Here is a 20910-nt window from a genome sequence, read left to right as displayed (position 1 = left end):
TGTAAACCACTTCCCGACCAGGGAAAAATGAGAGTGGTGCCGTTTCCAAAAGCGCGTGTCAGGCGCTCTTGCGCATGCGCCTTGCCTGATGCGCCTTCAGAATACGCTCCTTGAGCACGTTCGAGGCTTTGAAGGTCATCACTCGCCGCGGAGAGATCGGCACTTCTTCGCCGGTCTTGGGATTGCGGCCGATGCGCTCATTCTTGTCGCGCACCTGAAAGGTGGCGAAAGAGGAAAGCTTCACCGTCTCGCCACGCACCACCGCGTCGCAGACTTCCTGAAGAACCATTTCGACAAGCTGAGCGGATTCGGTTCGCGACAGTCCGACCTTCCGATAGACGGCCTCTGCCAGCTCGGCACGCGTCAGTGTCTTTCCCCCCATAGGGCTACCCATCCAGATCTTGAAAATGCTTGTGATTTCAATACGTGGCGCTGACGTTACAAAAATTGCTTCGCAACGGTCAAGGACGATACACGTGATTTACGTCCGCTACCAGCGCACCAGCACCGCGCCCCATGTGAAACCACCGCCCATCGCCTCTAGAAGAACGAGATCGCCTTTCTTGATCTGGCCGCGCTCGACGGCCACAGAAAGCGCCAGCGGGACAGAGGCTGCAGAAGTGTTGCCATGCAGATCCACGGTCACCACAACCTTCTCCTCAGCTATGCCAAGCTTCCTGGCCGATGCGTCAATGATCCGCCGATTGGCCTGGTGCGGAACGAACCAGTCGATGTCGTCGGCTGTAATGCCAGCCTTGGCAAAGACATCCTCGATCACGTCAGTGATCATGCCGACAGCGTGTTTGAAGACTTCCCTTCCCTGCATGCGCAGGTGACCAACCGTGCAGGTGGTCGATGGTCCGCCATCCACATAGAGCTTGTCACGCTGGCTGCCGTCGGAACGCAGGGATGAAGCGATGATACCGCGCTGGGCAAGTGCGGCTTCTCCGTCCTCGGCCTCCAGAACCACCGCGCCCGCTCCATCTCCGAACAGGACACAGGTTGTGCGGTCATTCCAGTCGAGAATGCGCGAAAACGTTTCCGAACCGATCACCAGCATCCGCTTTGCCTGACCGCCACGAATATAGAGATCTGCTGTGGTGATGGCATAGACGAAGCCGCTGCAAACGGCCTGCATGTCGAAGGCAAAGCCGCCTGGCATGCCAAGCCGCTCCTGGATTTCCACGGCGGTCGCCGGGAAGGTATTGTTGGGCGTCGAGGTCGCCAGAATGATCATGTCGATGTCGGCTGGCGTCAATCCCGCGCTATCGAGAGCCGCGCGCGCAGCCGCCTCTCCCAGCGATGCCGTCGTCTCGTCTTCCGAGGCGATGTGACGCTGGCGGATGCCGGTCCGCTGGACGATCCACTCGTCAGACGTATCCACGAGTTTTTCAAATTCAGCATTCTTCATGATGCGGCGTGGCAGAGCAGAGCCAATGCCACGCACGACGGATCTAGTCATCACAGCGTCCTATTCATTCACGGCTGCAGCGCCGGCAGCCACTTGCGGCTTGCGGGCGTGATAGAGGTCCAGGGTGGCGCGAGTCCTGTCGAGCAGATGACTGCGCGCCATTTCATATCCAAGCTCGACGGCTGCCGCAAACCCTTCAGCATCCGCCCCGCCATGGCTTTTGACGACGATCCCGTTGAGGCCCAGGAAGACGCCACCATTCACCTTGCGAACGTCCATCTTCTCGCCTAGACGCTGGAAGGCGCCACGCGCGAAAAGATAGCCTATGCGCGCCATCAGCGTGCGTCCCATAGCCTCGCGGAGATACCCGGCAATCTGTCGCGCTGTGCCTTCGGCTGTCTTCAACGCGATGTTGCCGGCGAAGCCTTCCGAAACGACCACATCGACAGTGCCCTTGCCAATATCGTCACCCTCCACGAAGCCCTCATAGCGCATCGTGTTGAGCGCGGCCTCGCGCAGCATGCGCCCGGCCTCTTTGACTTCTTCCTGGCCCTTGATCTCTTCAACCCCCACATTCAGGAGGCCGACCGTGGGCCGATCGAGATCGAAAAGCGCGTTGGCCATGGCGGCACCAAGGATGGCGAAGTCGACCAGCTGCTGAGCATCAGCGCCAATGGTTGCGCCAACATCCAATACAATGCTTTCGCTGCGCATGGTCGGCCAGATCGCGGCAATTGCCGGGCGTTCGATATCGGCCATGGTGCGCAGACAGAACTTCGACATGGCCATCAGCGCGCCGGTGTTGCCGGCAGAAACACAGGCATCCGCCTCGCCGTTTTTGACCGCTTCGATGGCCTTCCACATGGAGGATTTCCAGCGCCCCTGCCGCAGGGCCTGGCTCGGCTTGTCGTCCATCCGCACCGCTACCTCGCAATGCGTGAAGTCGCTGACGTCCCTGAGGGCGGGTAAGCCATCAAGGATCGGCAGGACAACATCCTCGCGGCCATAAATGAGAAAGCGGGCGTCGGGACGTCGTTCGATAACCTTGGTCAGGCCACGCAGCGTGACCTCGGGACCATGATCCCCACCCATAGCGTCAATCGAAATGCGTACCACGCGTGATGTGCCTCAATGGTTGATCGGGCGCCGGTATCGGCTCAAATGTGCGGCGAAAATAGCGTTTTTGACCGGAGGCACAACCTCGTTTCGCGCCTTCAACATGCAATTCAGGACTTTTGTCCAAGCTTTCGCAGCCCTTCATACAGCGGACCGGGCTCTTTTGGCGCTTCGTCCTCAGGCTGCCCGGCTTCCATAACAGCCCCGGCTTTGCGCGGATAGGGGTCGATGCCGAGTGTGAAGAACTCTTCTACAAGCGCACCAACGTCAATAATGCTGCCGTGAAAGGTGTCGGGCATGTCCGGACCTTCCGCGTCAAGTACGAACTCTCCACCGTCAATTTCATTGCGCGCCAGCCGCGATCCCTCTGGTACGAGCGTCGCGGACACGTCTTCCTTGATGTGGCTTGAAACGGGTTCGAGTGTCACCACGCAGGCCTGGGTTATGTCCGCCTCCACCGTGCCGGTGATGCGCACGCCATCGGCTTTCCACGGCCGCACGGTGAGGTCCGCTGTGAAACGCTCGACAGAAAGAAGATCATGCTCGTCGGCAAGGGACTTGCGTTCACTCTCGTCAGCCTTGATCAAAACCGCCATCCCCTTTCGGGCAAGGCGATGAACATTCACCTCGTGTGAGACCGGCGCCCTTTTCTTCTTATCGGTCGCGTTCCTGTCGATCATGGCTCAGCGCTCCCTTTCTGCATCAGGGAATGAAATGTCGGCGGCGGTCAGGCCTTCCACCTTCAGGTCTTCAAGCAGGGCCGCAGCTTCAAACGCATATAGAGCAAGCGGTTCGGCACCCGACCAATTCTCGGCGTCGGGGCGGATATTGCGGCGCAGGGCAGCTGCCAGCGTTTCCACGTCGCCGGCGTCAATCGCTTCGCCATAGGCGGCGGCGCGGCCATAAAACATGCGTGCCAGTTTTTTGATCCGCTTGGGGACCCCCAAATCTCCGATCCCCAGTTCGCGAATCGCGTGCTCCACGTCCGCGAAAAAAACGTCCGTGACCTCCTGCGCAACATCCCGAACAGCCGCCCCCTCCTCGTTTCGTACCCGGCGCAGAAACAGAATCATATGAAGCGCGATCATCTCGAAGCGGCCGAGCGGCGTGTCGGGCACCTCCCAGCGTGCATAAAAGACTGGCTGCCGCGAGGCCGCCACGATTCGTTCATACAAGCCGTCGATGACCGTACGGCGCGAACGCTGCCCAAAGCCAAACAGCTTCTGGAACATGAGAAATGCCCTCCCTCGGGGCTGGTTTGGGACAGGATCAGGTTGCATCGGCGCTTAAGCTGGTTTACCCGTTTTGCCGGCGGGGACAAGGGCTTTCACTCGAAAGCCTTCGCGCCGGGGACGCTATGGAGATGTCGTTGCAGGTGAAGAAAATCAACATTTATCCTGTCGGACGCACAATTTTGGCCGCCGGTCTTGCCGGCGCTGCGGCTGCATTGTCCGGCTGCAATGTCGCCAACACGCTGGATGCGCGCGAAACCCTTACGCAGGGTTATGTCATCGACGAGCAGGCGTTGGAGCTGGTTCCCGTCGGCTCCAGCCGCGAGCAGGTGCTTCTCGCGCTCGGTTCGCCGTCCACAACGGCAACCTTCGACGATGAAGCCTTCTACTACATTTCGCAGAAACGGGTGCGTGGGGCAGCTTTCATGCGTCCGCGCCTTGTCGAGCAGCAGGTTCTCGCTGTTTATTTCGGTGACGATGAGCGCGTCTCGAAGATCGCCCATTACGGGATGGAAGACGGCAAGGTGTTCGATTTCATTTCACGCACCACGCCGACTGGCGGCAAGGAACAGACCTTTATCGGCCAGATTCTTGCCGGCGCCTCGAAGGGCGGCCCTCCGTCAGGCCTCTTCGGCGGCGGCTGACCGATCGCCAATCTCAGGCAACAACAAAAACCCGCGAGCGACGCTCGCGGGTTTTTTCTTTGTCACGAATGCAGGTCTTGCCTGCCTGTCAGTGAGCCAGAACGGCCAAAAGCAACAGTGCGATGATGTTGGTGATTTTGATCATCGGGTTCACTGCCGGTCCGGCCGTGTCCTTGTAAGGGTCACCCACGGTATCGCCCGTCACCGACGCCTTGTGGGCCTCCGAACCCTTTTCGTGCTTGATGCCGTCGGCATCCACGAAACCGTCCTCGAAGGATTTCTTGGCATTGTCCCAGGCGCCGCCGCCGGCGGTCATCGAGATTGCCACGAACAGCCCCGTGACGATGACGCCCAGAAGCATCGCGCCGAGCGCGGAGAAGGCCTCGCTCTTGCCGGCGATGGCATAGACAACCGCGAACGCAACGAGCGGCGAGAGCACCGGCAGGAGCGAAGGAACGATCATTTCCTTGATCGCGGCCTTTGTCAGAAGGTCGACCGCCGCACCGTAATCCGGCTTTTCCTTGCCCTCCATGATGCCCGGCTTCTCGCGGAACTGCCGGCGCACCTCCTGTACGATGGCACCGCCCGCGCGGCCAACCGCCGTCATGGAGAGCCCGCCGAACAGATACGGCAGCAGCCCGCCAAAGAGAAGGCCGACCACCACATAGGGGTTGGAGAGCGAGAAATCCACGCTCACACCTTCAAAGAAGGTGCCAGGCTCCGCATTGGCGGCAAAGTATTTCAGGTCTTCGGTATAAGCGGCGAACAGAACCAGCGCGCCAAGCCCGGCGGAACCGATGGCATAGCCCTTGGTCACCGCCTTGGTGGTGTTGCCCACCGCATCGAGCGCGTCGGTCGTCTGGCGCACTTCGCTCGGCAGGTCAGACATTTCGGCGATGCCGCCTGCATTGTCCGTCACCGGACCGAACGCATCAAGTGCCACCACCATACCGGCGAGTGCCAGCATGGTCGTCACCGCTATGGCGATGCCGAACAGCCCCGCCAGGTTGAATGACAGGATGATGCCGGCGATGATGACGATGGCGGGAAGTGCTGTGGCCTCAAGCGAAACCGCCAGTCCCTGGATGACATTGGTGCCGTGTCCGGTCACCGAAGCCTGGCTGATGGAACGCACCGGCCGGTAGCCGACACCGGTATAATATTCGGTAATCCAGATGATGAGGCCTGTAACGCCCAGCCCCACAACGCCGCACCAGAAAAGGGACGTACCCGTGAAGGTGCTTCCATTGCTGGCCGAGAAGGACGTGGAACCGCCCAGCCACCCCCAGACAATGCCACCGAGCGCGACGACCGAGAGCGCGGCGGTGGCCCAGAAGCCTTTATAGAGCGCGCCCATGATCGAGTTGTTGGAGCCAAGCTTGACGAAGAATGTGCCGATGATCGAAGTCACCACACAGGCACCACCGATAACCAGCGGGAAAAGCATGAGTGTCAGTGCCACCTCGCCGGTGAAGAAGATCGAGGCGAGCACCATGGTGGCCACAACCGTCACCACATAGGTCTCGAACAAGTCGGCAGCCATGCCTGCACAGTCGCCGACATTGTCGCCCACATTGTCGGCAATCGTGGCCGGGTTGCGCGGATCATCCTCGGGGATGCCAGCCTCCACCTTGCCCACCAGATCGCCGCCGACATCCGCACCCTTGGTGAAAATGCCGCCGCCGAGGCGCGCGAAGATGGAGATGAGCGAGGCGCCGAAACCGAGCGCCACCAGTGCGTCGATGACAATACGGTCCGTCGGCGCATGGCCAAGCGGCCCAGTGAGAACCCAGAAATAGACTGATACGCCCAACAGCGCGAGCCCCGCCACCAGAAGCCCGGTGATCGCACCGGACTTGAATGCGATGTCCAGACCGGCGGCCAGGCTGTTAGAGGCTGCCTGCGCCGTGCGTACATTGGCACGCACCGAAACGTGCATGCCTATGAAACCTGCGGAGGCTGAAAGCACCGCACCGATGAGGAAGCCGATGGCCGCCACGCCGGTGAGAAGCCACCACGCGAGAATGAAAACCACAACGCCGACAATGGCGACCGTGGTGTACTGCCTTGTCAAATAGGCCTGCGCGCCCTCCCGGATTGCGCCGGCGATTTCCTGCATGCGTGCATTGCCCTGATCGGCGGCCAGCACCGATCGGGTTGCCCAGATGGCATAGAGTATGGAAAGCACACCGCAGGCGATGACCACGTAAAGCATGTTCATTGCCAATCTATCCCTTGATTTCGACCCTCGGCTGGAACCCCCTCCCGGGTCACGCTGAAAAGGCCGGCGGCATTTGCGCCCCTCCCGGCCCAATGCGCGCAGCTTGGGCGAAGGCGCGCGGACACGTCAAGCTAGTGCTGGGATAATTTGTCGCAGAAGTCTCCGGAATGCGCCTGAAGGCCTTGTGCCGTCTGGCGTTGCGGGATCAGGCGGGTTGGCGTCTGCGGCGGGTGACCGCCATGGCGCCAAGCGCAAGAAGGCACGAACCGGCGACGGGAATCACGATCCATGCGAGCATGTTCCAGCCAAAGGCATTGTAGATCTGCCCTGACATCAGCGAGGCAAACGCCGTGGTCGAGAAGAGCAGGAAGTCGTGCACGCCCTGAACGCTGTTCTTCTCCGATGGCCGGTAGCATTCGGCTACCATCGCGGTCGCGCCGATGAAGCCAAAATTCCAGCCGATCCCGAGCAGGATCAGCGCTGTCCAAAACTGCCAAAGCTCGATGCCCGATAACGCCACAATGGCGCAGGCAATGAGGGTCAGCAGTCCTGTGGCCACAATGGTTTCCTTGCCGAAGCGGGCAATCAGCCGGCCTGTGACGAAACTAGGCGCGAACATCGCCATCACATGCCATGAAATGCCGAGCGTCGCCTCGTCCGGCGTGAAACCGCAGCCCACCATGGCCAGCGGCGCGCCTGTCATGACGAAGCTCATCAGCGCATAGGACGCGATGCCGCAGAAAAGCGAGACCAGAAAACGTGGTTGCAATAGGATCCGGGCCAGCGGGCGGGCTGGCTCGTGATCATCAAGCACTGCGGAAGGAGCTTCCTTGGGCAGGCGAAGAAAAGACAGGATCAAAGATCCCAGAAGGCCAAGGAACACAAGTGCTGCGAAGGCGCCGGCAAACTGTATCGGTGCAAACAGGTCACGCGTGTAGATCACGGTTTGCGGGCCAATGATCGCGGCGAAGACGCCGCCGCCCAGCACCCAGGATATGGCTTTGGGCTTGAAGTCAGAGGGCGCATTGTCGGCCGCCGCAAAACGATATTGCTGCAGAAACGCGTTTCCGATTCCGGTCAGCAGGAGTCCGAAGGCGAACAGCCAGAAGCTGCTCTGGAAAAGAGCCGTCGCAGCAACGAAACCGCCGCTCGCCGTCACTAGACCGCCAGCCATGAAGCCGTTGCGGCGGCCGACGGCGCGCATCAGGGCGGCAGCGGGAAGTGCGCCGAGCGCGATACCGACATTGAAACCCGTTACGGGAGCCGTTGCGAGCGATTTGTCGCTGCCGAGCAAATAAAATCCGGCGAGACCGCCCATGGAGATGGCGATCGGGGCGGCGGATCCAACGATGGCCTGTGCGGAAGCAAGGATCAGCGCGGTGCGTTTTGCCTCGCGGTACAGGTCATCGCGCGTGCCGGTCATTCCGGATCTTTCCCCCTGCCCTCATTGCGGCTGCGCCGGGCGACCCGGTCGAGCACGGCATTGACGAGCTTCGGCTCGTCCTCGGTGTAGAACGCCTTGGCGATGTCCACATATTCAGAAACAATTACGGCCACCGGCACATCCTTGCGTCTGGTCAGCTCGTAGACGCCGGCGCGCAGGATGGCGCGCAGCGTCGAATCGAGACGCGAGAGCGGCCAGTCCTCCGTCAGTGCCTTGCGGATCACCGGATCGATCGTCTTCTGGTCTTCGACAACGCCCGACAGAATGGCGCGGAACCATTGCGGATCGGCATCGCGGTAAAGCTCGCCGTCGATCTCCTTGCCAAGGCGGAAAAGCTCGTACTCTGCGGTGGTCTCAAGCAGGCCGGTGCCTGCAACGTCCATCTGATAAAGCGCCTGAACGGCTGCAAGGCGGGCTGAACCCCGTTTGTTGGCCGGGCGAAAGCCGTCTGCGGTCGGTTCGGTCACATCAAGCTCCCATGCGCTGTTTGAGCGCAATCATCGTCAGTGCTGCCTCGGCGGCAAAATATCCCTTGCCCATGCTCTCGCCGCTGGTTCCTTCACTTTTCTCGATACGGGCGAGCGCCTGCGCCTCGTTCTCGACAGTCAGAATACCATTGCCAATGGCGAGATTCTTCTGCACGGCCAGATCCATGAGGGCGCGGCTCGATTCATTCGCGACAACATCGAAATGATAGGTCTCGCCACGAATGACACAGCCAAGAGCCACATAGCCATGATAAAGCCCGCCGCCGTTTCCGGACGCTGCAAAGGCGATCGCGGCAGGCACTTCAAGCGCACCGGGAACGGTCACCACGTCATAGGATGCACCGGCGGCATCCAATGCTGCCTTTGCACCTTCAAGAAGGCCATCGGCCAAATGGTCATAGAAACGGGCTTCGACGATCAGCAGCCTCAGGGGGCGCGCATCGGCCATGGACATTCTCCACACGGCTAAAACTCTAGAATGAGAGCGCTGCCTTAAGCCTCTTTGGCCGCGTCCGCAAGACGTGCGGCGTAACGGGCCATCGTATCGACCTCGATATTGACCCGGTCGCCCACCTTTCGCTCTCCCCAGGTGGTGACGGAAAGCGAATGATGAATGAGCAGGACGTCGAAACGCGCGCCCTCCACGCGGTTGACGGTCAAAGACGTGCCATCCAGCGCCACAGAGCCCTTGGGCGCGATGAATTTGGCGAGTTCCTTCGGCGCTTCAAGCACGAAGCGAACGGCCTCGCCCTCATCCCTGCGCTCGACAATTTCAGCCATTCCGTCCACATGGCCCGAGACGATATGTCCACCTAGCTCGTCGCCAACCTTGAGCGCACGTTCCAGATTGATTCTATATCCTGGCTGCCAACGCGAAGCCGTGGTCAGCCGCAGCGCCTCCTCCCAGGCCTCGACCTCGAACCAGCGCGTGTTCGCGCCGGCTTCTGGCAGCGCCACGACCGTGAGACAAACCCCGGCGCAGGCTATGGAAGCGCCAATGTCAATGGTCTCCGGATCGTAGTGGGTCTCGATGCGCAGCAGCACCCCTTCGTCGCGCGGGGTGACGGACTGCACCACACCTATGTCCGTGACAATGCCGGTGAACATCAGTCGCCTCTCGCATATTCCAGATACATATCATCGCCAAACCGCGCTTCGCGCAGCAGGTGAAAACCTTCCGGGATATGGTCGCAATCGATCGGTGCGGCAATCCCGCCAGGGCCGATTTCCGATGGCCCAACAAAGAGTGCGAGCCGGTCGACCACCCCTTCCTCGATGAACATCCGGGCAGTGAAGGCCCCACCCTCCACCATGAGGGTCAGAATACCCCGCGCTGCCAGATCCTCCAGAAATTCCGGCAATGCGATCTCGCCGTCATGGAGTTCGACGCCGAGAAAGTCGACGCCTGCCTCGGCCAGGGCCTTTCTGCTTTCCGGCTGACAGTTTTCCGCCGCCGTGATCAGAACCGGCACATCGCGTGCAGACTGTGCCAGAACGGACTGCACCGGGAGCTTCATCCCCCGGTCGAGCACGACGCGGAGCGGTGAGCGGTGTTCAAGCCCCGGCAGCCGGCAGGTCAGCGACGGATCGTCCGCCAACACCGTACCGATGCCGACGAGGATAGCGTCGCTCTCCGCCCGCATCATGTGCGCCTGCCTGCGTGATACGGGGCCGGTGATTGCAACCTGTCCCTCCCCTTTCCGACCGATCATCCCATCGGCGGATATGGCAAGCTTGAGAGTCACTTCCGGACGTTTCTTCATGGAGCGAGTGAGATAGCCGCGCAACATGTCCGTGGCGTCTTCTGCCAGCACCCCTTCCACCACCTCAATGCCCGCTTCGCGCAGGATGGCGTAGCCCCTGCCGCTGACGCGCAGGTCGGGATCGCTCGCCGCTCCCACCACACGGGCGATGCCGGCGGAGACAAGCGCATTGGCGCAAGGAGGGGTGCGGCCGTGATGGGCGCAGGGTTCGAGCGTCACATAGGCCGTTGCGCCACGCGCCGCCTCGCCGGCTTCCGCCAGCGCCTGCGGCTCGGCGTGCGGGCGCCCGCCAATGGCGGTGACGCCCCTGCCGACGATGCGTCCATCGCGCACGATCAGCGTTCCAACGGAGGGGTTGGTGCCGGTCAGGCCGAGATTGCGGCGCGACAGCCGGATCGCAGCGGCCATGAACCGCCGGTCGAGCTCGCTGGCCGGCGCGCTTTCCATCCTCAGTCCTCTTTGCCTTTCAGTTCACCCAGAACGTCCTGAAAATCCTTGGCTTCGCGAAAATTGCGATAGACCGAGGCAAAGCGCACATAGGCCACGTCATCCAGCGCCTTCAACGCATCGATGACAAGCAGGCCGATGTCGTCGGAAGGGACTTCCGTCTCGCCCGAGCTTTCGAGCTGGCGCACGATGCCGGTGACCGCGCGTTCCACGCGCTCTGGCTCCACATTGCGCTTTCTAAGTGCGATATCGAAGGAACGCATCAGCTTGTCGCGGTCGAACGGCACCTTGCGGCCCGACCGCTTGACCACCACCAGATCGCGCAGCTGAATACGCTCAAAAGTGGTGAAACGCCCGCCGCAATCGGGACAGGCACGCCGTCGCCGGATCGCCGCCCCGTCTTCTGCGGGGCGGGAATCCTTTACCTGTGTGTCTTCCGACTGACAGTACGGACAGCGCATATCGGGCCCTTGTTCACGAATCCATTCGTGACTGCTTACCCCAGATAGGGGTAAAGCGGGAAGCGCTCGGTGAGTGCGATCACCTTGTCCTTCACAGCCTGTTCGACCTTGGCGTTGCCCTCGTCAGAGTTCGCTGCCTTAAGACCGTCGAGCACCTCGGCGATCAGCTGGCCGATCTCGCGGAACTCCGCCGTGCCGAACCCGCGCGTGGTGCCAGCCGGCGTGCCTAGACGGATGCCCGATGTCACGAAGGGCTTTTCGGGATCGAAGGGGATGCCGTTCTTGTTGCAGGTGATGTTGGCGCGGCCAAGAGCGGCCTCGGCGCGCTTGCCCGTTGCGTTCTTGGGGCGCAGGTCCACGAGCATCAGGTGGTTGTCGGTGCCGCCCGACACGATATCGAGACCGGTTTCCTTAAGGCTCTCGGCCAGAGCACGGGCATTCGCCACCACGTCGCGCGCATAGGTCTTGAAGTCCGGCTTGAGCGCCTCGCCCAGCGCAACCGCCTTGGCGGCAATCACATGCATCAGCGGGCCGCCCTGCAGGCCCGGGAACACGGCCGAATTGAATTTTTTCGCCAATGCTTCGTCATTGGTCAGAATCATGCCGCCGCGCGGGCCACGCAGCGATTTGTGCGTCGTGGTGGTGACCACATGGGCATGCGGCACTGGCGACGGGTGCTGGCCACCGGCAACGAGGCCGGCGATATGGGCCATGTCGACCATCAGGTAAGCGCCGATCTCGTCGGCAATCTCGCGGAAACGCTTCCAGTCCCACACCCGCGAATAGGCGGTGCCGCCGGCCAGAATCAGCTTCGGCCTGTGTTCCTTGGCCAGCCGCTCCACCTCGTCCATGTCGAGCAGGTGATCGTCCTTGCGCACACCGTAGGAGATGGGGTTGAACCACTTGCCGGACATGTTGACCGGCGAACCGTGCGTCAGATGACCGCCAGAATTCAGGTCGAGGCCCATGAAACTGTCGCCCGGTTGCAGGAGCGCCAGAAACACGGCCTGGTTCATCTGCGAACCGGAATTGGGCTGCACATTGGCGAACCCGCAGCCGAACAGCTTTTTGGCGCGCTCAATGGCCAATTCCTCTACGATATCGACATATTGACAACCGCCATAATACCGCTTGCCCGGATAACCTTCCGCGTATTTGTTGGTCAGGACCGTGCCCTGCGCTTCCATCACGGCGCGCGAGACGATGTTTTCCGAGGCGATCAGCTCGATCTCGTGACGCTGGCGGCCAAGTTCCTGACGGATTGCGGAGAAAATGTCCTGGTCGCTGTCTTCGAGCGGTCGGGTGAAGAATGCGTCGGTCTCGCTGGAAGCGGCGGCGGTCGCAATTGCCATGGCGGTGTGTCCCCTTCGATGATGGATCAAATGCGGAAGTGGCGCATCTAGCACTTTTCCCCCGACCTCACCACGCCTGCCGGCGAAAATTTATGCTCCGCAAACGCAACAGCCGCCCGTTTCCGGGCGGCTGCGGCAATTCATCATGGCTGTGTCGGTCAGAGCGCAGTCGAAATCTGCAATTCGCTCGCCCCGTCCCGTCCATAAATGTCGTCGCGCAGGTGCACGGCACCGTCGCCCGTCGACCAGGCGGAGATATAGGTGAAATACACTGGAACAGGATTGTTGAGCGAAACCCGGACATCCTCTTCCGTCTGGATCGTCTGCTCAATGCGCCGGCGGTCCCAGCCATCGGTCTCACGCAGGAGCCAGGTGACGAGGTCGCGCACGTTCTGAACGCGCACGCAGCCCGACGAATAAAACCGGTCGAGATCGCGAAACAGCCCCTGCTGCGGCGTGTCGTGCATGTAGACGGCGTGCGGGTTTGGAAAATTGATCTTGATCGACGCCATCGCGTTGATCCGGCCCGGATCCTGGCGGAAGCGGTATTTTGCAGCGTCGTCCGTCGACCAGTCCACCGTCAACGGATCCACCTCGCTGCCATCGGGCGCGATCAGGCGGATATTGTTGTCCGTCAGATAGTTCGGGTTCTTGCGCATCAGCGGGATGATGTCCTTGCGGACGATCGAAACGGGCGCATTCCAGTAAGGATTGATGATGATTTCATTGATCTTGGAATTCAGGATCGGCGTCTGGCGGTCGATCTTGCCGACAATCGCCGTATGACGCAGCATTACGCGGCCATTGTCCACCGCCTCGATTTCAGCAGCAGGGATGTTCACCACCACATAGCGGTCACCAAGGAAACCGGACATGGAGCGAAGCCGAACCAGGTTGGTCTCCAGTTGGCCGAGCCGAATGGCTGCGGGGACATTAAGGGCTGCAAACGTGTGCCGCCCCGTCACACCGTCGGCAGGCAGGCCGTGCCGTGCCTGAAAACGCTTCACCGCCGCATCCACGTAGGAATCGAACGACTGCGACATGCCCGCGCGCTCCGAAAGATCGCCCGAGATCATCAGCCGGCGGCGCAGGATCTCCACATTGGGATCGACCACGCCCAGCTCCAGTTTCTTGTCATCCGGCACGCGAGGCCAGCCGCCCTGCGAAACGATACTGGAATACTCCATGATCGCGCGCTCGACATAGGACACCGTTTCCTGGCTGAAGATCGGAAGGTTGGACGCCACCTTGCCGCCGCTGCTTGCCCGCGCGTCAAACTGATCGTTCCAGGCGCCGCGCCGGGGCGAACGAATGATCGCTTCGATCAGGTCCTGGGCACTGGCGGCTCCGGTCATCGCTGCCGTTGCGGCTGCGCCGGCACCGGTTAAAAATAGGCGGCGGTTCGTCTTCATACGCGTATCCGTGCTCTCTTGGCTTGTCAGCCCCTTTTCCGGGTGCTGCATGCAGTCCTGCAGCTATACATGCCTCGACTGCGTTAAGAATCCGCGAACCCTACTTAGAAACTGGCGCTGACGCGCCGTGCGGTCTTCACAAGGCTGCATTCCACCGGATTATGACCTTAACGTGACCACGCGTCACTTTAAGCACGATAACAAACGCGTGAAGGCCGGCGTCCCGCCACGCCGGCCTTCACTGGCTGCACACCGGCGCGCAGCCAGGTGATCAAGATGAGACTACATGCGGTATGCGATCGAGTCGTTCCAGAAGCGATCCAGCCGCTGAAGGGCGCGGTTCATCTGGCTGAACTCGTCAGGGCTGATCCCGCCCACCTGCTCAATGGAGCCGATATGACGGTTGTAAAGCCCCTCGACCACCTTGGCGACCTGCACACCCTTGGGCGTCAGGCTGATGCGCACCGAACGACGGTCGACGCGCGAGCGCTGGTGGTTCACGAAGCCGAGATCAACCAGCTTCTTGAGGTTGTAGGAGACGTTGGAGCCGAGGTAGTAGCCGCGCGAGCGCAGCTCGCCAGCCGTCAGTTCCGTGTCACCGATATTGAAGAGCAGCAATGCCTGGATGGCATTGATATCGCTGCGTCCGTTGCGCTCGAACTCGTCCTTGATCACGTCGAGCAGACGGCGGTGCAGTCGCTCCACGAGCTGGAGAGATTCAAGATAAAGAGAACGCAGTGCATCTTTGCGTTCGTCATTCGTAGCGGCAGGTTTCGCCGCGGGTCGCGAAGTATTCATAACTAAAGCCTCTCGTTTGACGCCGGTGATTTTTGTTTTTTGTCTCACCTTGGCCTGACCCTATCGAATGCTTCTAAAATTCGACTTAAACACTAGCCTTAACAACGCCTTACAAAAGCCGCCCCTGCAAACACGGCTAACAGCCGGTAAACCGGGCTGCGGGCATTCGATGAAAGCTTGAGAGAGGCGTTGACCCGGGATGGGAAGCAGCCGGGCTACTGCATGGCTTTGCGTCTGCTGCGATAGCGGACAAAACGCAACGCACCGTAGCTGGCGGCCACCAGAAGGTGGAAGCCGATCAGCGGATAATTGTCCCCGAAGAGATCCGATAACGGGCCGTACATCACCACCTCGGCGGCAGCGCACAGAAACCAGATGACTGCGCCCCACGGAGCGATCAGCCACAGACCGACCGAAGCAAAGGGATAGATAACGGCCAGAATGACACTGGCGACCTGCCAGTGGACCGGCATCAGATCAAACCGCCACATCAGCCCTGGATAGAAGCCCAGAAGCCGGACCCAATAAAACAGCCCCATGATCAGGCAGGCGAGCGCGATCGCTCGATGGAAGCCGGAATAAAAACTGTCGAGCTGCGACGGTCTGGTGGACGTTAGGCCGGAAAGGGTCTCGCCGTTCACAAACTCAGCTCCCCGTCGGGCAATGGCGCGAAATACGCGTTGATGCGTTCTTCACTGACCTCGCTCAGCGTTTCCGGTTGCCAGCGCGGCGTGCTGCCCTTTTCTACCAGCACGGCACGAATGCCCTCGTAGAAGTCGTGCCCGGTGAGCATCCGGTTGAGGATGCGGAACTCCATCTTCATGCACTCGTCCATTTCCAGCATTGCACCAGCCCGCACCTGGCGGAATGCGACGCAAAGGCTGGTGGGCGAGCGCTTTTTGATTGTTGCCAAGGTTTCGCGTGCCCATTCATCCTGATCACCGGACAGCGATTCCAGGATTTCAGCAAGGCTTCCGAAGGAGAAGTGGCGCGCAATCGCGTGTATGATTGCCTCGTTCAACTCCGACTCGGCCTCGCCGCTGAACACGGAGAGCGTTCCATCCACATCGTCGGTTTCGCACAATGCCTCGGTGAGAGCCGGCAAATTTTCTGCATCCACCGAATGTGTGGCCAGCCCCGCGGCACAGGCGTCGCCACGGCGAATGCGACTGCCGGTCAGGGCCAGATACATGCCCAGCTCGCCAGGCAAACGCGACAAAAGGTGACTGCCACCGACGTCGGGGAAGAAACCGATCCCCACTTCGGGCATCGCAAAAATCGCATTTTCAGTCATCACGCGATGGGAACCATGGAAGGAGACGCCGACACCTCCGCCCATGACGATACCGTCAATCAACGCGATATAGGGTTTTGGAAAACGGGCAATCGCGGCGTTGAGCCGGTACTCGTCCGCGAAGAAGCCTGGACTGGCCTTGCCTTCGAGCCCGGCGCGGTAGACATCCAGGATGTCGCCGCCTGCAGAGAAGGCCCGTCCCTCCCCGCGAATGATGACGCGCTCGACTGCTCTGTCGGCCTCCCAGGCCGAAAGTGCCCGAGCAAGCGCGCTAACCATGCCGTGATTGATGGCATTCAAGGAGGTCGGCCGGGAAAGCGTTACGAGCCCGGCACGCCCGACCTGTTCGAACAGGATATCTCCAGCGCCACCGAAATCGACCTTCACCGGAACCCCCAATCGTTGCAAAAGCAGCAAACCCTTTAAGGTGATTATTCGCCGCTACCCGGGCCGTCAATGCTATAAGCGGATGCGACCACAGGACACCGGACGCGGACTTGGACCGGTTTCACCTGCATGATAGAGAGACGCCACACTGGAGTCGAAGCCGTGAACAAGTTTTCCTGCACCATCAACAGTCTGGGCACCCGCCGTACCGTCGACGAGATCACGGGCGGTCGACGACTGCGACGCACCCGCAAGGCCGACTGGTCGCGCCGTCTTGTGCGCGAGACCCATCTGACGGTCGACGATCTTATCTGGCCGCTGTTCCTGATGGAGGGTGACAACCGGCAGGAGCCACTCGAGGCAATGCCCGGTGTCATGCGGCACACGGTCGATCATGCGGTAAGACAGGCGGAGCGGGCAGCGAAACTGGGCATACCCGCCATTGCCACCTTCCCCAATATCGACCCCGGGCGCAGGGATGAAACAGGCTCCCATAGCCTCGACCCGGACAATCTGATCAACCGGGCCACCCGCGCGATCAAGGAGGCGGTGCCGGAGATCGGCGTGATAACCGATGTGGCACTCGATCCGTTTACCAGCCACGGCCATGACGGGATCCTGCGCGATGGCGAGATCGTCAATGACGAAACAGTCGCCCTCATTGCGATGGCGGCCGTCGGACAGGCTGCGGCAGGCGCCGACATCATCGCGCCCTCCGACATGATGGACGGCCGCATCGGTGCGATCCGTGACGCACTCGATCAGAATGGCTTCCAGGATGTCGCCATCATGTCCTATGCAACAAAATTTGCCTCTGCCTTCTATGGCCCTTACCGCGAAGCGATTGGTACGGGCAGTCTTCTGAAGGGCGACAAGAAGACCTACTATATCGATCCCGCCAACAGCGACGAGGCCATCCGGGAAGCCGAGCAGGATCTTCTGGAAGGAGCGGACATGTTGATGGTGAAGCCCGGGCTTCCCTATCTCGACATCGCCCGCCGGCTGAAAGACACATTTGCCGTTCCGACCTTCGCCTACCAGGTGTCCGGCGAGTTTGCGATGATCAAGGCTGCGGCGGCCAACGGGTGGATCGACGGTGAGAAGGCCATGATCGAGAGCCTTCTTGCCTTTAAACGCGCCGGTTGCGACGGGATTCTCACCTATTTTGCACCCGAAATGGCGGAATTGCTCTGATTTCACGCCCGAGAGCTTGAAGCGCCGACAGGGTTACCCATCTGTGCGGTGAACCAACCGAAAGGCATTGTTCATGACAGCCCGGCCCCTTGATGGCGAAATCCTGAATACGGCACAGGATGATGGATATCTTTATCGCGGCGTTCGTACGCGCCGTATCGCAGCGTTTTTCATAGATTACCTGCTGATAGGGCTGATGATGATTCCGGTCGCGATCATCGTCGCTCTTCTCGGCATCCTGACCCTGGGTCTCGGCTGGCTTCTGTTCGGCATTCTCGCGCCCCTGACCGCCCTTCTCTATGTAGCGTTGACTTTGGGAGGCCGCCGACAGGCGACGCTTGGCATGCAGTTCATGGACATTCGGCTTGCGCGCCTTGACGGCGGGCGAGTCGATTCACTTCTGGCTGTGGTTCATACGGTCCTTTTCTGGGCGGGCAATGCGATCCTGACCCCTCTCATTCTCCTTGCGAGCCTTTTTCTGGATCACAAACGCACCGTGCACGACCTTCTGCTGGGAACCGTTGTCGTTCGCTCGAGCTAAATACCCCTAAAAGTTGTATTATTAACGCAACCATATACTTTAGATTTATACGCTGTGGGCGCCGCTGTATATTGATTCCTCTACGGGGGCATATTCGATACAGTGAGTATTTCGATGACTGATACTTTTGACGACGCCCGCCGGTGGGAGACCACTTCTGAGAGCCGCAGAACGGAAATTCACATTCGCCAGGGAAGCTGGCTGCACCTCCGCCGCGTTCTCGCGCTGTTCATCGATTATGCTCTTTATGTCGCTTTGGCTTTCGCTCTCGCTGTCGGTGCGACGTTGTTGATGGAGTATCTGACCGGGGTCGGCGGAACGCAGGGCCTTACGACGCATGGATTTTCCGAACAATCCGTCAACGCCTTCTATACGATGGCCGCAGCGATTGCCTCTGTGGCGACGCTGGCCATAGTCCTGCTCTATATCGGCATCACCTTGGGAGGACGTCGCCAGGCGACTCTCGGGATGCGCGTTCTTGGGCTGCGTCTTGAGCGCCTCGACAATACGAAGATTACGGCCCGGTATGGGATCGCCCATTTTCTATTGTTTCTGGCGACCGCGACGGTTTTCACACCGCTCATCCTGTTTGCGCCTTTCGTTCTGGCCAACAGGCAAACCCTTCATGACCGGTTGCTCGACATTGTTATCCTCGGCTCGCCCGAAAACCTGATACCCGGCGCAAAGCCCTGAAACTTGACCATAAGCCGACGGCAAGCAAAAATCTTTCTCAACCGATGCGGTCTACTCCCCTCATTTGTCCGGCTTTTCACAGCATGGGACAAATCCATGCTTGCGGCGCGCCTGCCCGTGCTTATTCTCCTCAACGGATCGCAGGCGCAAATCATCGCCTGCGCTGACAGCGTCAAGCAGCGGGACCTGAATGGCCGATTTTCATCTCTGGGCGACCTATGCGATCATTCTCGCAACCGTCGCCGCCTATGTCAGCGAACGCTTCACGCTGGAGAGCGTCGCGCTCGGCAGCCTGGTCGCCTTTCTGGCACTCTTTGCGTTCATCCCCTATGAAGGGGCGTCCGGCGCGTTGCCGCCCGATGAACTTCTGTCCGGTTTCGCCAACCCTGCGCTCGCGACGGTTCTGGCGCTGCTAATCGTCGGACAGGGGCTGTTTGCCACTGATGCACTCGACAAACCAGCCCGCATCTTGGCGAAGTCAGCGGGTAGCTCGAGCACGCGAACCATCATCATAACGCTCCTCACGGCGGCGATGCTGAGCGCGATCTTGAACAACACCCCTGTGGTCGTCATCTTCATTCCGGTGCTCATCGTTTTTGCCGCACAACGCAATTTCCCGGTTTCAAAGGCGCTGATGCCCTTGTCGTTCATGACCATTCTAGGGGGCATGACCACGCTGATCGGATCATCCACCAACCTGCTCGTGGCCGGCGTCGCGGGCAAGGCCGGCATTTCGATCGGCTTCTTCGACATCACAATGCCCGGCCTGCTTCTGGCGGCCACGGGGGCGCTCTACGTCTTTTTCGTCATGCCACGAATCCTGCGGGATTCGAGCAGCGAAAAGACCTTTCGGCAGATGCAGTCCGGAACCCAGTTCATCGGCGAAATTCGCGTGGTGCCGGGTCATCCGTTCATCGGCAAGGAATCCAAAGCCGGCCTGTTCCAGGGGCTCGGCGATCTTACTCCCCGCCTCATCGTTCGGCGCGGAATGAGCTTTCATCCTCCTTTCGAGAATGTGGTGCTGTCGGAGGGGGACCGCCTTATGGTGACAGCCACCCGACGCGCCTTCACGCAGGCGCTTTCGCATGGCGCGGCCGGGCACATTGCCGAATCGGACTCAGCGACGGTAGGCCCCGACTACCACATCGCCGAAGCCGTCATTCCGCCCGGCTCTCGCCACGCCGGACGCACGATCCGCAATGCCGGGATCGAGACCGAGCACAGTGTCCACATGCTGGGTGTACAGCGCAAAAGCCGGATGGGCCGCACTCCGGTCTCCGATATCCGGCTCGAACCCGGTGACACGATCCTTGTCGGCGGCACCGATCGCGCGTTCGAGGATCTGCGCGAAAGCCATGATCTTCTTGTCCTGGAATGGTCTGCCGAGCCCGTCCCCCAGCGCCGCAAAGCCTGGATCGCTTTCGTGATTTTCGCTGGCATCGTCGTCACGGCAGCGCTTGACATTGCGCCGATTGTCGCCACCGCCATTGCCGGTGCCTTTGCCATGATCGCCACGGGCTGCCTGACACTCGCCCAGGCTGGCCGTGCCTTTGATCGGCAAATCTTCCTGCTCGTGGGCTCGGCTATTGCTGCAGCGACGGCGCTGGAGCGGACAGGTGGCGCGCAACTCATTGCCGATGCGGCCGTTGCCGCGCTTGAAGGGCAGGCGCCCGCAATCATTCTTTCAGGCTATTTTGCAGTGGTCGCCATTCTGACCAATTTTCTTTCCAACAATGCAACAGCCGTGCTTTTCACACCCATAGCGCTCGGAATTTCTGCCGCCATCGGCGCACCTCCGGAAGCCTTCATCGCGGCAACCATTTTTGCCGCTAACTGTTCTTTCGCAACGCCGATCGGCTACCAGACAAACCTGATGGTCATGGGCCCCGGCCACTATTCTTTCCGCGATTTCATCAAGGCCGGCATGCCGCTGGTGGCGATAATTTGGTTGACGTTTTCGTTTGTCGGGCCATGGTATTATGGGCTTTAGGACCAGGAGTGACGCCCTACCG

General features: G+C 60.4%; 22 protein-coding genes. 5 read left to right on the top strand and 17 right to left on the bottom strand.

The genetic code is table 11. From position 1 onward, the window contains the following. Positions 1 to 58 precede the first annotated feature (58 nt). The 5 genes from HF949_RS10545 to HF949_RS10525 all read right to left on the bottom strand — a co-directional run bounded on the left by HF949_RS10545 (position 59) and on the right by HF949_RS10525 (position 3759). The gene (locus tag HF949_RS10545; RefSeq protein ID WP_292894877.1) at positions 59 to 382 is read right to left on the bottom strand and encodes an integration host factor subunit alpha; all 324 of its coding nucleotides are present in this window, start codon (positions 380 to 382) and stop codon (positions 59 to 61) included. 108 nt (positions 383 to 490) lie between these two features. Next, positions 491 to 1462, bottom strand: a complete 972-nt coding sequence (locus HF949_RS10540) for a beta-ketoacyl-ACP synthase III (protein ID WP_292894875.1) — start codon at positions 1460 to 1462, stop codon at positions 491 to 493. A gap of 9 nt (positions 1463 to 1471) precedes the next feature. Continuing rightward, the gene (gene plsX, locus HF949_RS10535; protein ID WP_292894872.1) at positions 1472 to 2527 is read right to left on the bottom strand and encodes a phosphate acyltransferase PlsX; all 1056 of its coding nucleotides are present in this window, start codon (positions 2525 to 2527) and stop codon (positions 1472 to 1474) included. A gap of 110 nt (positions 2528 to 2637) precedes the next feature. After that, positions 2638 to 3207, bottom strand: coding sequence for a YceD family protein (locus HF949_RS10530; RefSeq protein WP_292894869.1), 570 nt, complete (start codon positions 3205 to 3207; stop codon positions 2638 to 2640). 3 nt (positions 3208 to 3210) lie between these two features. Further along, positions 3211 to 3759: a ubiquinol-cytochrome C chaperone family protein gene (locus HF949_RS10525; RefSeq protein ID WP_292894866.1), complete on the bottom strand. Its 549-nt coding sequence runs from the start codon at positions 3757 to 3759 to the stop codon at positions 3211 to 3213. A 125-nt stretch (positions 3760 to 3884) separates the two neighbouring features. Between HF949_RS10525 and HF949_RS10520 the strand changes: the two genes are divergently transcribed. Next, positions 3885 to 4403 (top strand): outer membrane protein assembly factor BamE, encoded by a 519-nt coding sequence (locus tag HF949_RS10520; RefSeq protein ID WP_292894863.1) that lies wholly within the window; start codon positions 3885 to 3887, stop codon positions 4401 to 4403. An 88-nt stretch (positions 4404 to 4491) separates the two neighbouring features. Here the strand turns inward: HF949_RS10520 and HF949_RS10515 are convergent, their stop codons facing one another. The 12 genes from HF949_RS10515 to HF949_RS10460 all read right to left on the bottom strand — a co-directional run bounded on the left by HF949_RS10515 (position 4492) and on the right by HF949_RS10460 (position 16470). Further along, positions 4492 to 6624, bottom strand: coding sequence for a sodium-translocating pyrophosphatase (locus tag HF949_RS10515; RefSeq protein ID WP_292894860.1), 2133 nt, complete (start codon positions 6622 to 6624; stop codon positions 4492 to 4494). A gap of 205 nt (positions 6625 to 6829) precedes the next feature. Beyond that, positions 6830 to 8047, bottom strand: a complete 1218-nt coding sequence (locus tag HF949_RS10510) for an MFS transporter (RefSeq protein WP_292894857.1) — start codon at positions 8045 to 8047, stop codon at positions 6830 to 6832. Then, positions 8044 to 8535: a transcription antitermination factor NusB gene (nusB, locus tag HF949_RS10505; RefSeq protein WP_065817708.1), complete on the bottom strand. Its 492-nt coding sequence runs from the start codon at positions 8533 to 8535 to the stop codon at positions 8044 to 8046. Before nusB ends, HF949_RS10510 begins: the two co-directional genes overlap by 4 nt. Position 8536: 1 nt before the next feature. Beyond that, the gene (gene ribH, locus HF949_RS10500) at positions 8537 to 9004 is read right to left on the bottom strand and encodes a 6,7-dimethyl-8-ribityllumazine synthase (RefSeq protein WP_292894845.1); all 468 of its coding nucleotides are present in this window, start codon (positions 9002 to 9004) and stop codon (positions 8537 to 8539) included. A 44-nt stretch (positions 9005 to 9048) separates the two neighbouring features. Next, positions 9049 to 9663, bottom strand: coding sequence for a riboflavin synthase (locus HF949_RS10495; RefSeq protein ID WP_292894842.1), 615 nt, complete (start codon positions 9661 to 9663; stop codon positions 9049 to 9051). Then, positions 9663 to 10766: a bifunctional diaminohydroxyphosphoribosylaminopyrimidine deaminase/5-amino-6-(5-phosphoribosylamino)uracil reductase RibD gene (gene ribD, locus HF949_RS10490; RefSeq protein WP_292894840.1), complete on the bottom strand. Its 1104-nt coding sequence runs from the start codon at positions 10764 to 10766 to the stop codon at positions 9663 to 9665. Before ribD ends, HF949_RS10495 begins: the two co-directional genes overlap by 1 nt. Positions 10767 to 10768: 2 nt before the next feature. Then, complete coding sequence (gene nrdR / locus HF949_RS10485; RefSeq protein WP_292894838.1) at positions 10769 to 11227, bottom strand: transcriptional regulator NrdR; 459 nt, start codon at positions 11225 to 11227, stop codon at positions 10769 to 10771. Positions 11228 to 11262: 35 nt separating this feature from the next. Beyond that, positions 11263 to 12579 carry a serine hydroxymethyltransferase gene (glyA, locus tag HF949_RS10480; RefSeq protein WP_292894835.1) on the bottom strand — a complete coding sequence of 439 codons (1317 nt, stop codon included), beginning with the start codon at positions 12577 to 12579 and terminating at the stop codon, positions 11263 to 11265. Positions 12580 to 12737: 158 nt separating this feature from the next. Next, a complete protein-coding gene (locus tag HF949_RS10475) occupies positions 12738 to 13991 on the bottom strand; it encodes a L,D-transpeptidase family protein (protein ID WP_292894833.1) in 1254 nt (417 codons plus the stop codon). A 282-nt stretch (positions 13992 to 14273) separates the two neighbouring features. Next, complete coding sequence (gene ldtR / locus HF949_RS10470) at positions 14274 to 14789, bottom strand: transcriptional regulator LdtR (RefSeq protein ID WP_292894830.1); 516 nt, start codon at positions 14787 to 14789, stop codon at positions 14274 to 14276. A gap of 215 nt (positions 14790 to 15004) precedes the next feature. Then, positions 15005 to 15430: a DUF6163 family protein gene (locus tag HF949_RS10465; RefSeq protein ID WP_292894827.1), complete on the bottom strand. Its 426-nt coding sequence runs from the start codon at positions 15428 to 15430 to the stop codon at positions 15005 to 15007. Then, complete coding sequence (locus HF949_RS10460; RefSeq protein ID WP_292894824.1) at positions 15427 to 16470, bottom strand: enoyl-CoA hydratase/isomerase family protein; 1044 nt, start codon at positions 16468 to 16470, stop codon at positions 15427 to 15429. Before HF949_RS10460 ends, HF949_RS10465 begins: the two co-directional genes overlap by 4 nt. A 162-nt stretch (positions 16471 to 16632) precedes the next feature. On the opposite strand from HF949_RS10460, the gene hemB reads away from it, so the two are divergent. The 4 genes from hemB to HF949_RS10440 all read left to right on the top strand — a co-directional run bounded on the left by hemB (position 16633) and on the right by HF949_RS10440 (position 20888). Further along, positions 16633 to 17664: a porphobilinogen synthase gene (gene hemB / locus HF949_RS10455; RefSeq protein ID WP_292894821.1), complete on the top strand. Its 1032-nt coding sequence runs from the start codon at positions 16633 to 16635 to the stop codon at positions 17662 to 17664. A 73-nt stretch (positions 17665 to 17737) separates the two neighbouring features. Next, on the top strand, positions 17738 to 18205 hold the full coding sequence (locus tag HF949_RS10450) for an RDD family protein (protein ID WP_292894819.1): 468 nt from the start codon (positions 17738 to 17740) through the stop codon (positions 18203 to 18205). A gap of 114 nt (positions 18206 to 18319) precedes the next feature. Further along, the gene (locus HF949_RS10445) at positions 18320 to 18898 is read left to right on the top strand and encodes an RDD family protein (protein ID WP_292894816.1); all 579 of its coding nucleotides are present in this window, start codon (positions 18320 to 18322) and stop codon (positions 18896 to 18898) included. Positions 18899 to 19088: 190 nt separating this feature from the next. Next, entirely contained in the window at positions 19089 to 20888 is a 1800-nt protein-coding gene (locus HF949_RS10440; protein WP_292894813.1) for an SLC13 family permease, read from the top strand. Positions 20889 to 20910: the final 22 nt, after the last annotated feature.

This window comes from Nitratireductor sp. (assembly GCF_017794765.1).
Taxonomy (GTDB): Bacteria; Pseudomonadota; Alphaproteobacteria; order Rhizobiales; family Rhizobiaceae; genus Nitratireductor.
Note: the sequence above shows the minus strand (reverse complement) of the source record. Positions and strands in the feature narration are given on the sequence as shown.

What these genes read in the sequence shown, in the direction of transcription:
- HF949_RS10545 (WP_292894877.1), bottom strand. Translation starts at nt 382, where the DNA reads ATGGGGGGAAAGACACTGACGCGTGCCGAGCTGGCAGAGGCCGTCTAT.
- HF949_RS10540 (WP_292894875.1), bottom strand. Translation starts at nt 1,462, where the DNA reads ATGACTAGATCCGTCGTGCGTGGCATTGGCTCTGCTCTGCCACGCCGC.
- HF949_RS10530 (WP_292894869.1), bottom strand. Translation starts at nt 3,207, where the DNA reads ATGATCGACAGGAACGCGACCGATAAGAAGAAAAGGGCGCCGGTCTCA.
- HF949_RS10525 (WP_292894866.1), bottom strand. Translation starts at nt 3,759, where the DNA reads ATGTTCCAGAAGCTGTTTGGCTTTGGGCAGCGTTCGCGCCGTACGGTC.
- HF949_RS10520 (WP_292894863.1), top strand. Translation starts at nt 3,885, where the DNA reads ATGGAGATGTCGTTGCAGGTGAAGAAAATCAACATTTATCCTGTCGGA.
- HF949_RS10515 (WP_292894860.1), bottom strand. Translation starts at nt 6,624, where the DNA reads ATGAACATGCTTTACGTGGTCATCGCCTGCGGTGTGCTTTCCATACTC.
- HF949_RS10510 (WP_292894857.1), bottom strand. Translation starts at nt 8,047, where the DNA reads ATGACCGGCACGCGCGATGACCTGTACCGCGAGGCAAAACGCACCGCG.
- ribH (WP_292894845.1), bottom strand. Translation starts at nt 9,004, where the DNA reads ATGGCCGATGCGCGCCCCCTGAGGCTGCTGATCGTCGAAGCCCGTTTC.
- HF949_RS10495 (WP_292894842.1), bottom strand. Translation starts at nt 9,663, where the DNA reads ATGTTCACCGGCATTGTCACGGACATAGGTGTGGTGCAGTCCGTCACC.
- ribD (WP_292894840.1), bottom strand. Translation starts at nt 10,766, where the DNA reads ATGGAAAGCGCGCCGGCCAGCGAGCTCGACCGGCGGTTCATGGCCGCT.
- nrdR (WP_292894838.1), bottom strand. Translation starts at nt 11,227, where the DNA reads ATGCGCTGTCCGTACTGTCAGTCGGAAGACACACAGGTAAAGGATTCC.
- glyA (WP_292894835.1), bottom strand. Translation starts at nt 12,579, where the DNA reads ATGGCAATTGCGACCGCCGCCGCTTCCAGCGAGACCGACGCATTCTTC.
- HF949_RS10475 (WP_292894833.1), bottom strand. Translation starts at nt 13,991, where the DNA reads ATGAAGACGAACCGCCGCCTATTTTTAACCGGTGCCGGCGCAGCCGCA.
- ldtR (WP_292894830.1), bottom strand. Translation starts at nt 14,789, where the DNA reads ATGAATACTTCGCGACCCGCGGCGAAACCTGCCGCTACGAATGACGAA.
- HF949_RS10450 (WP_292894819.1), top strand. Translation starts at nt 17,738, where the DNA reads ATGACAGCCCGGCCCCTTGATGGCGAAATCCTGAATACGGCACAGGAT.
- HF949_RS10445 (WP_292894816.1), top strand. Translation starts at nt 18,320, where the DNA reads ATGACTGATACTTTTGACGACGCCCGCCGGTGGGAGACCACTTCTGAG.
- HF949_RS10440 (WP_292894813.1), top strand. Translation starts at nt 19,089, where the DNA reads ATGGCCGATTTTCATCTCTGGGCGACCTATGCGATCATTCTCGCAACC.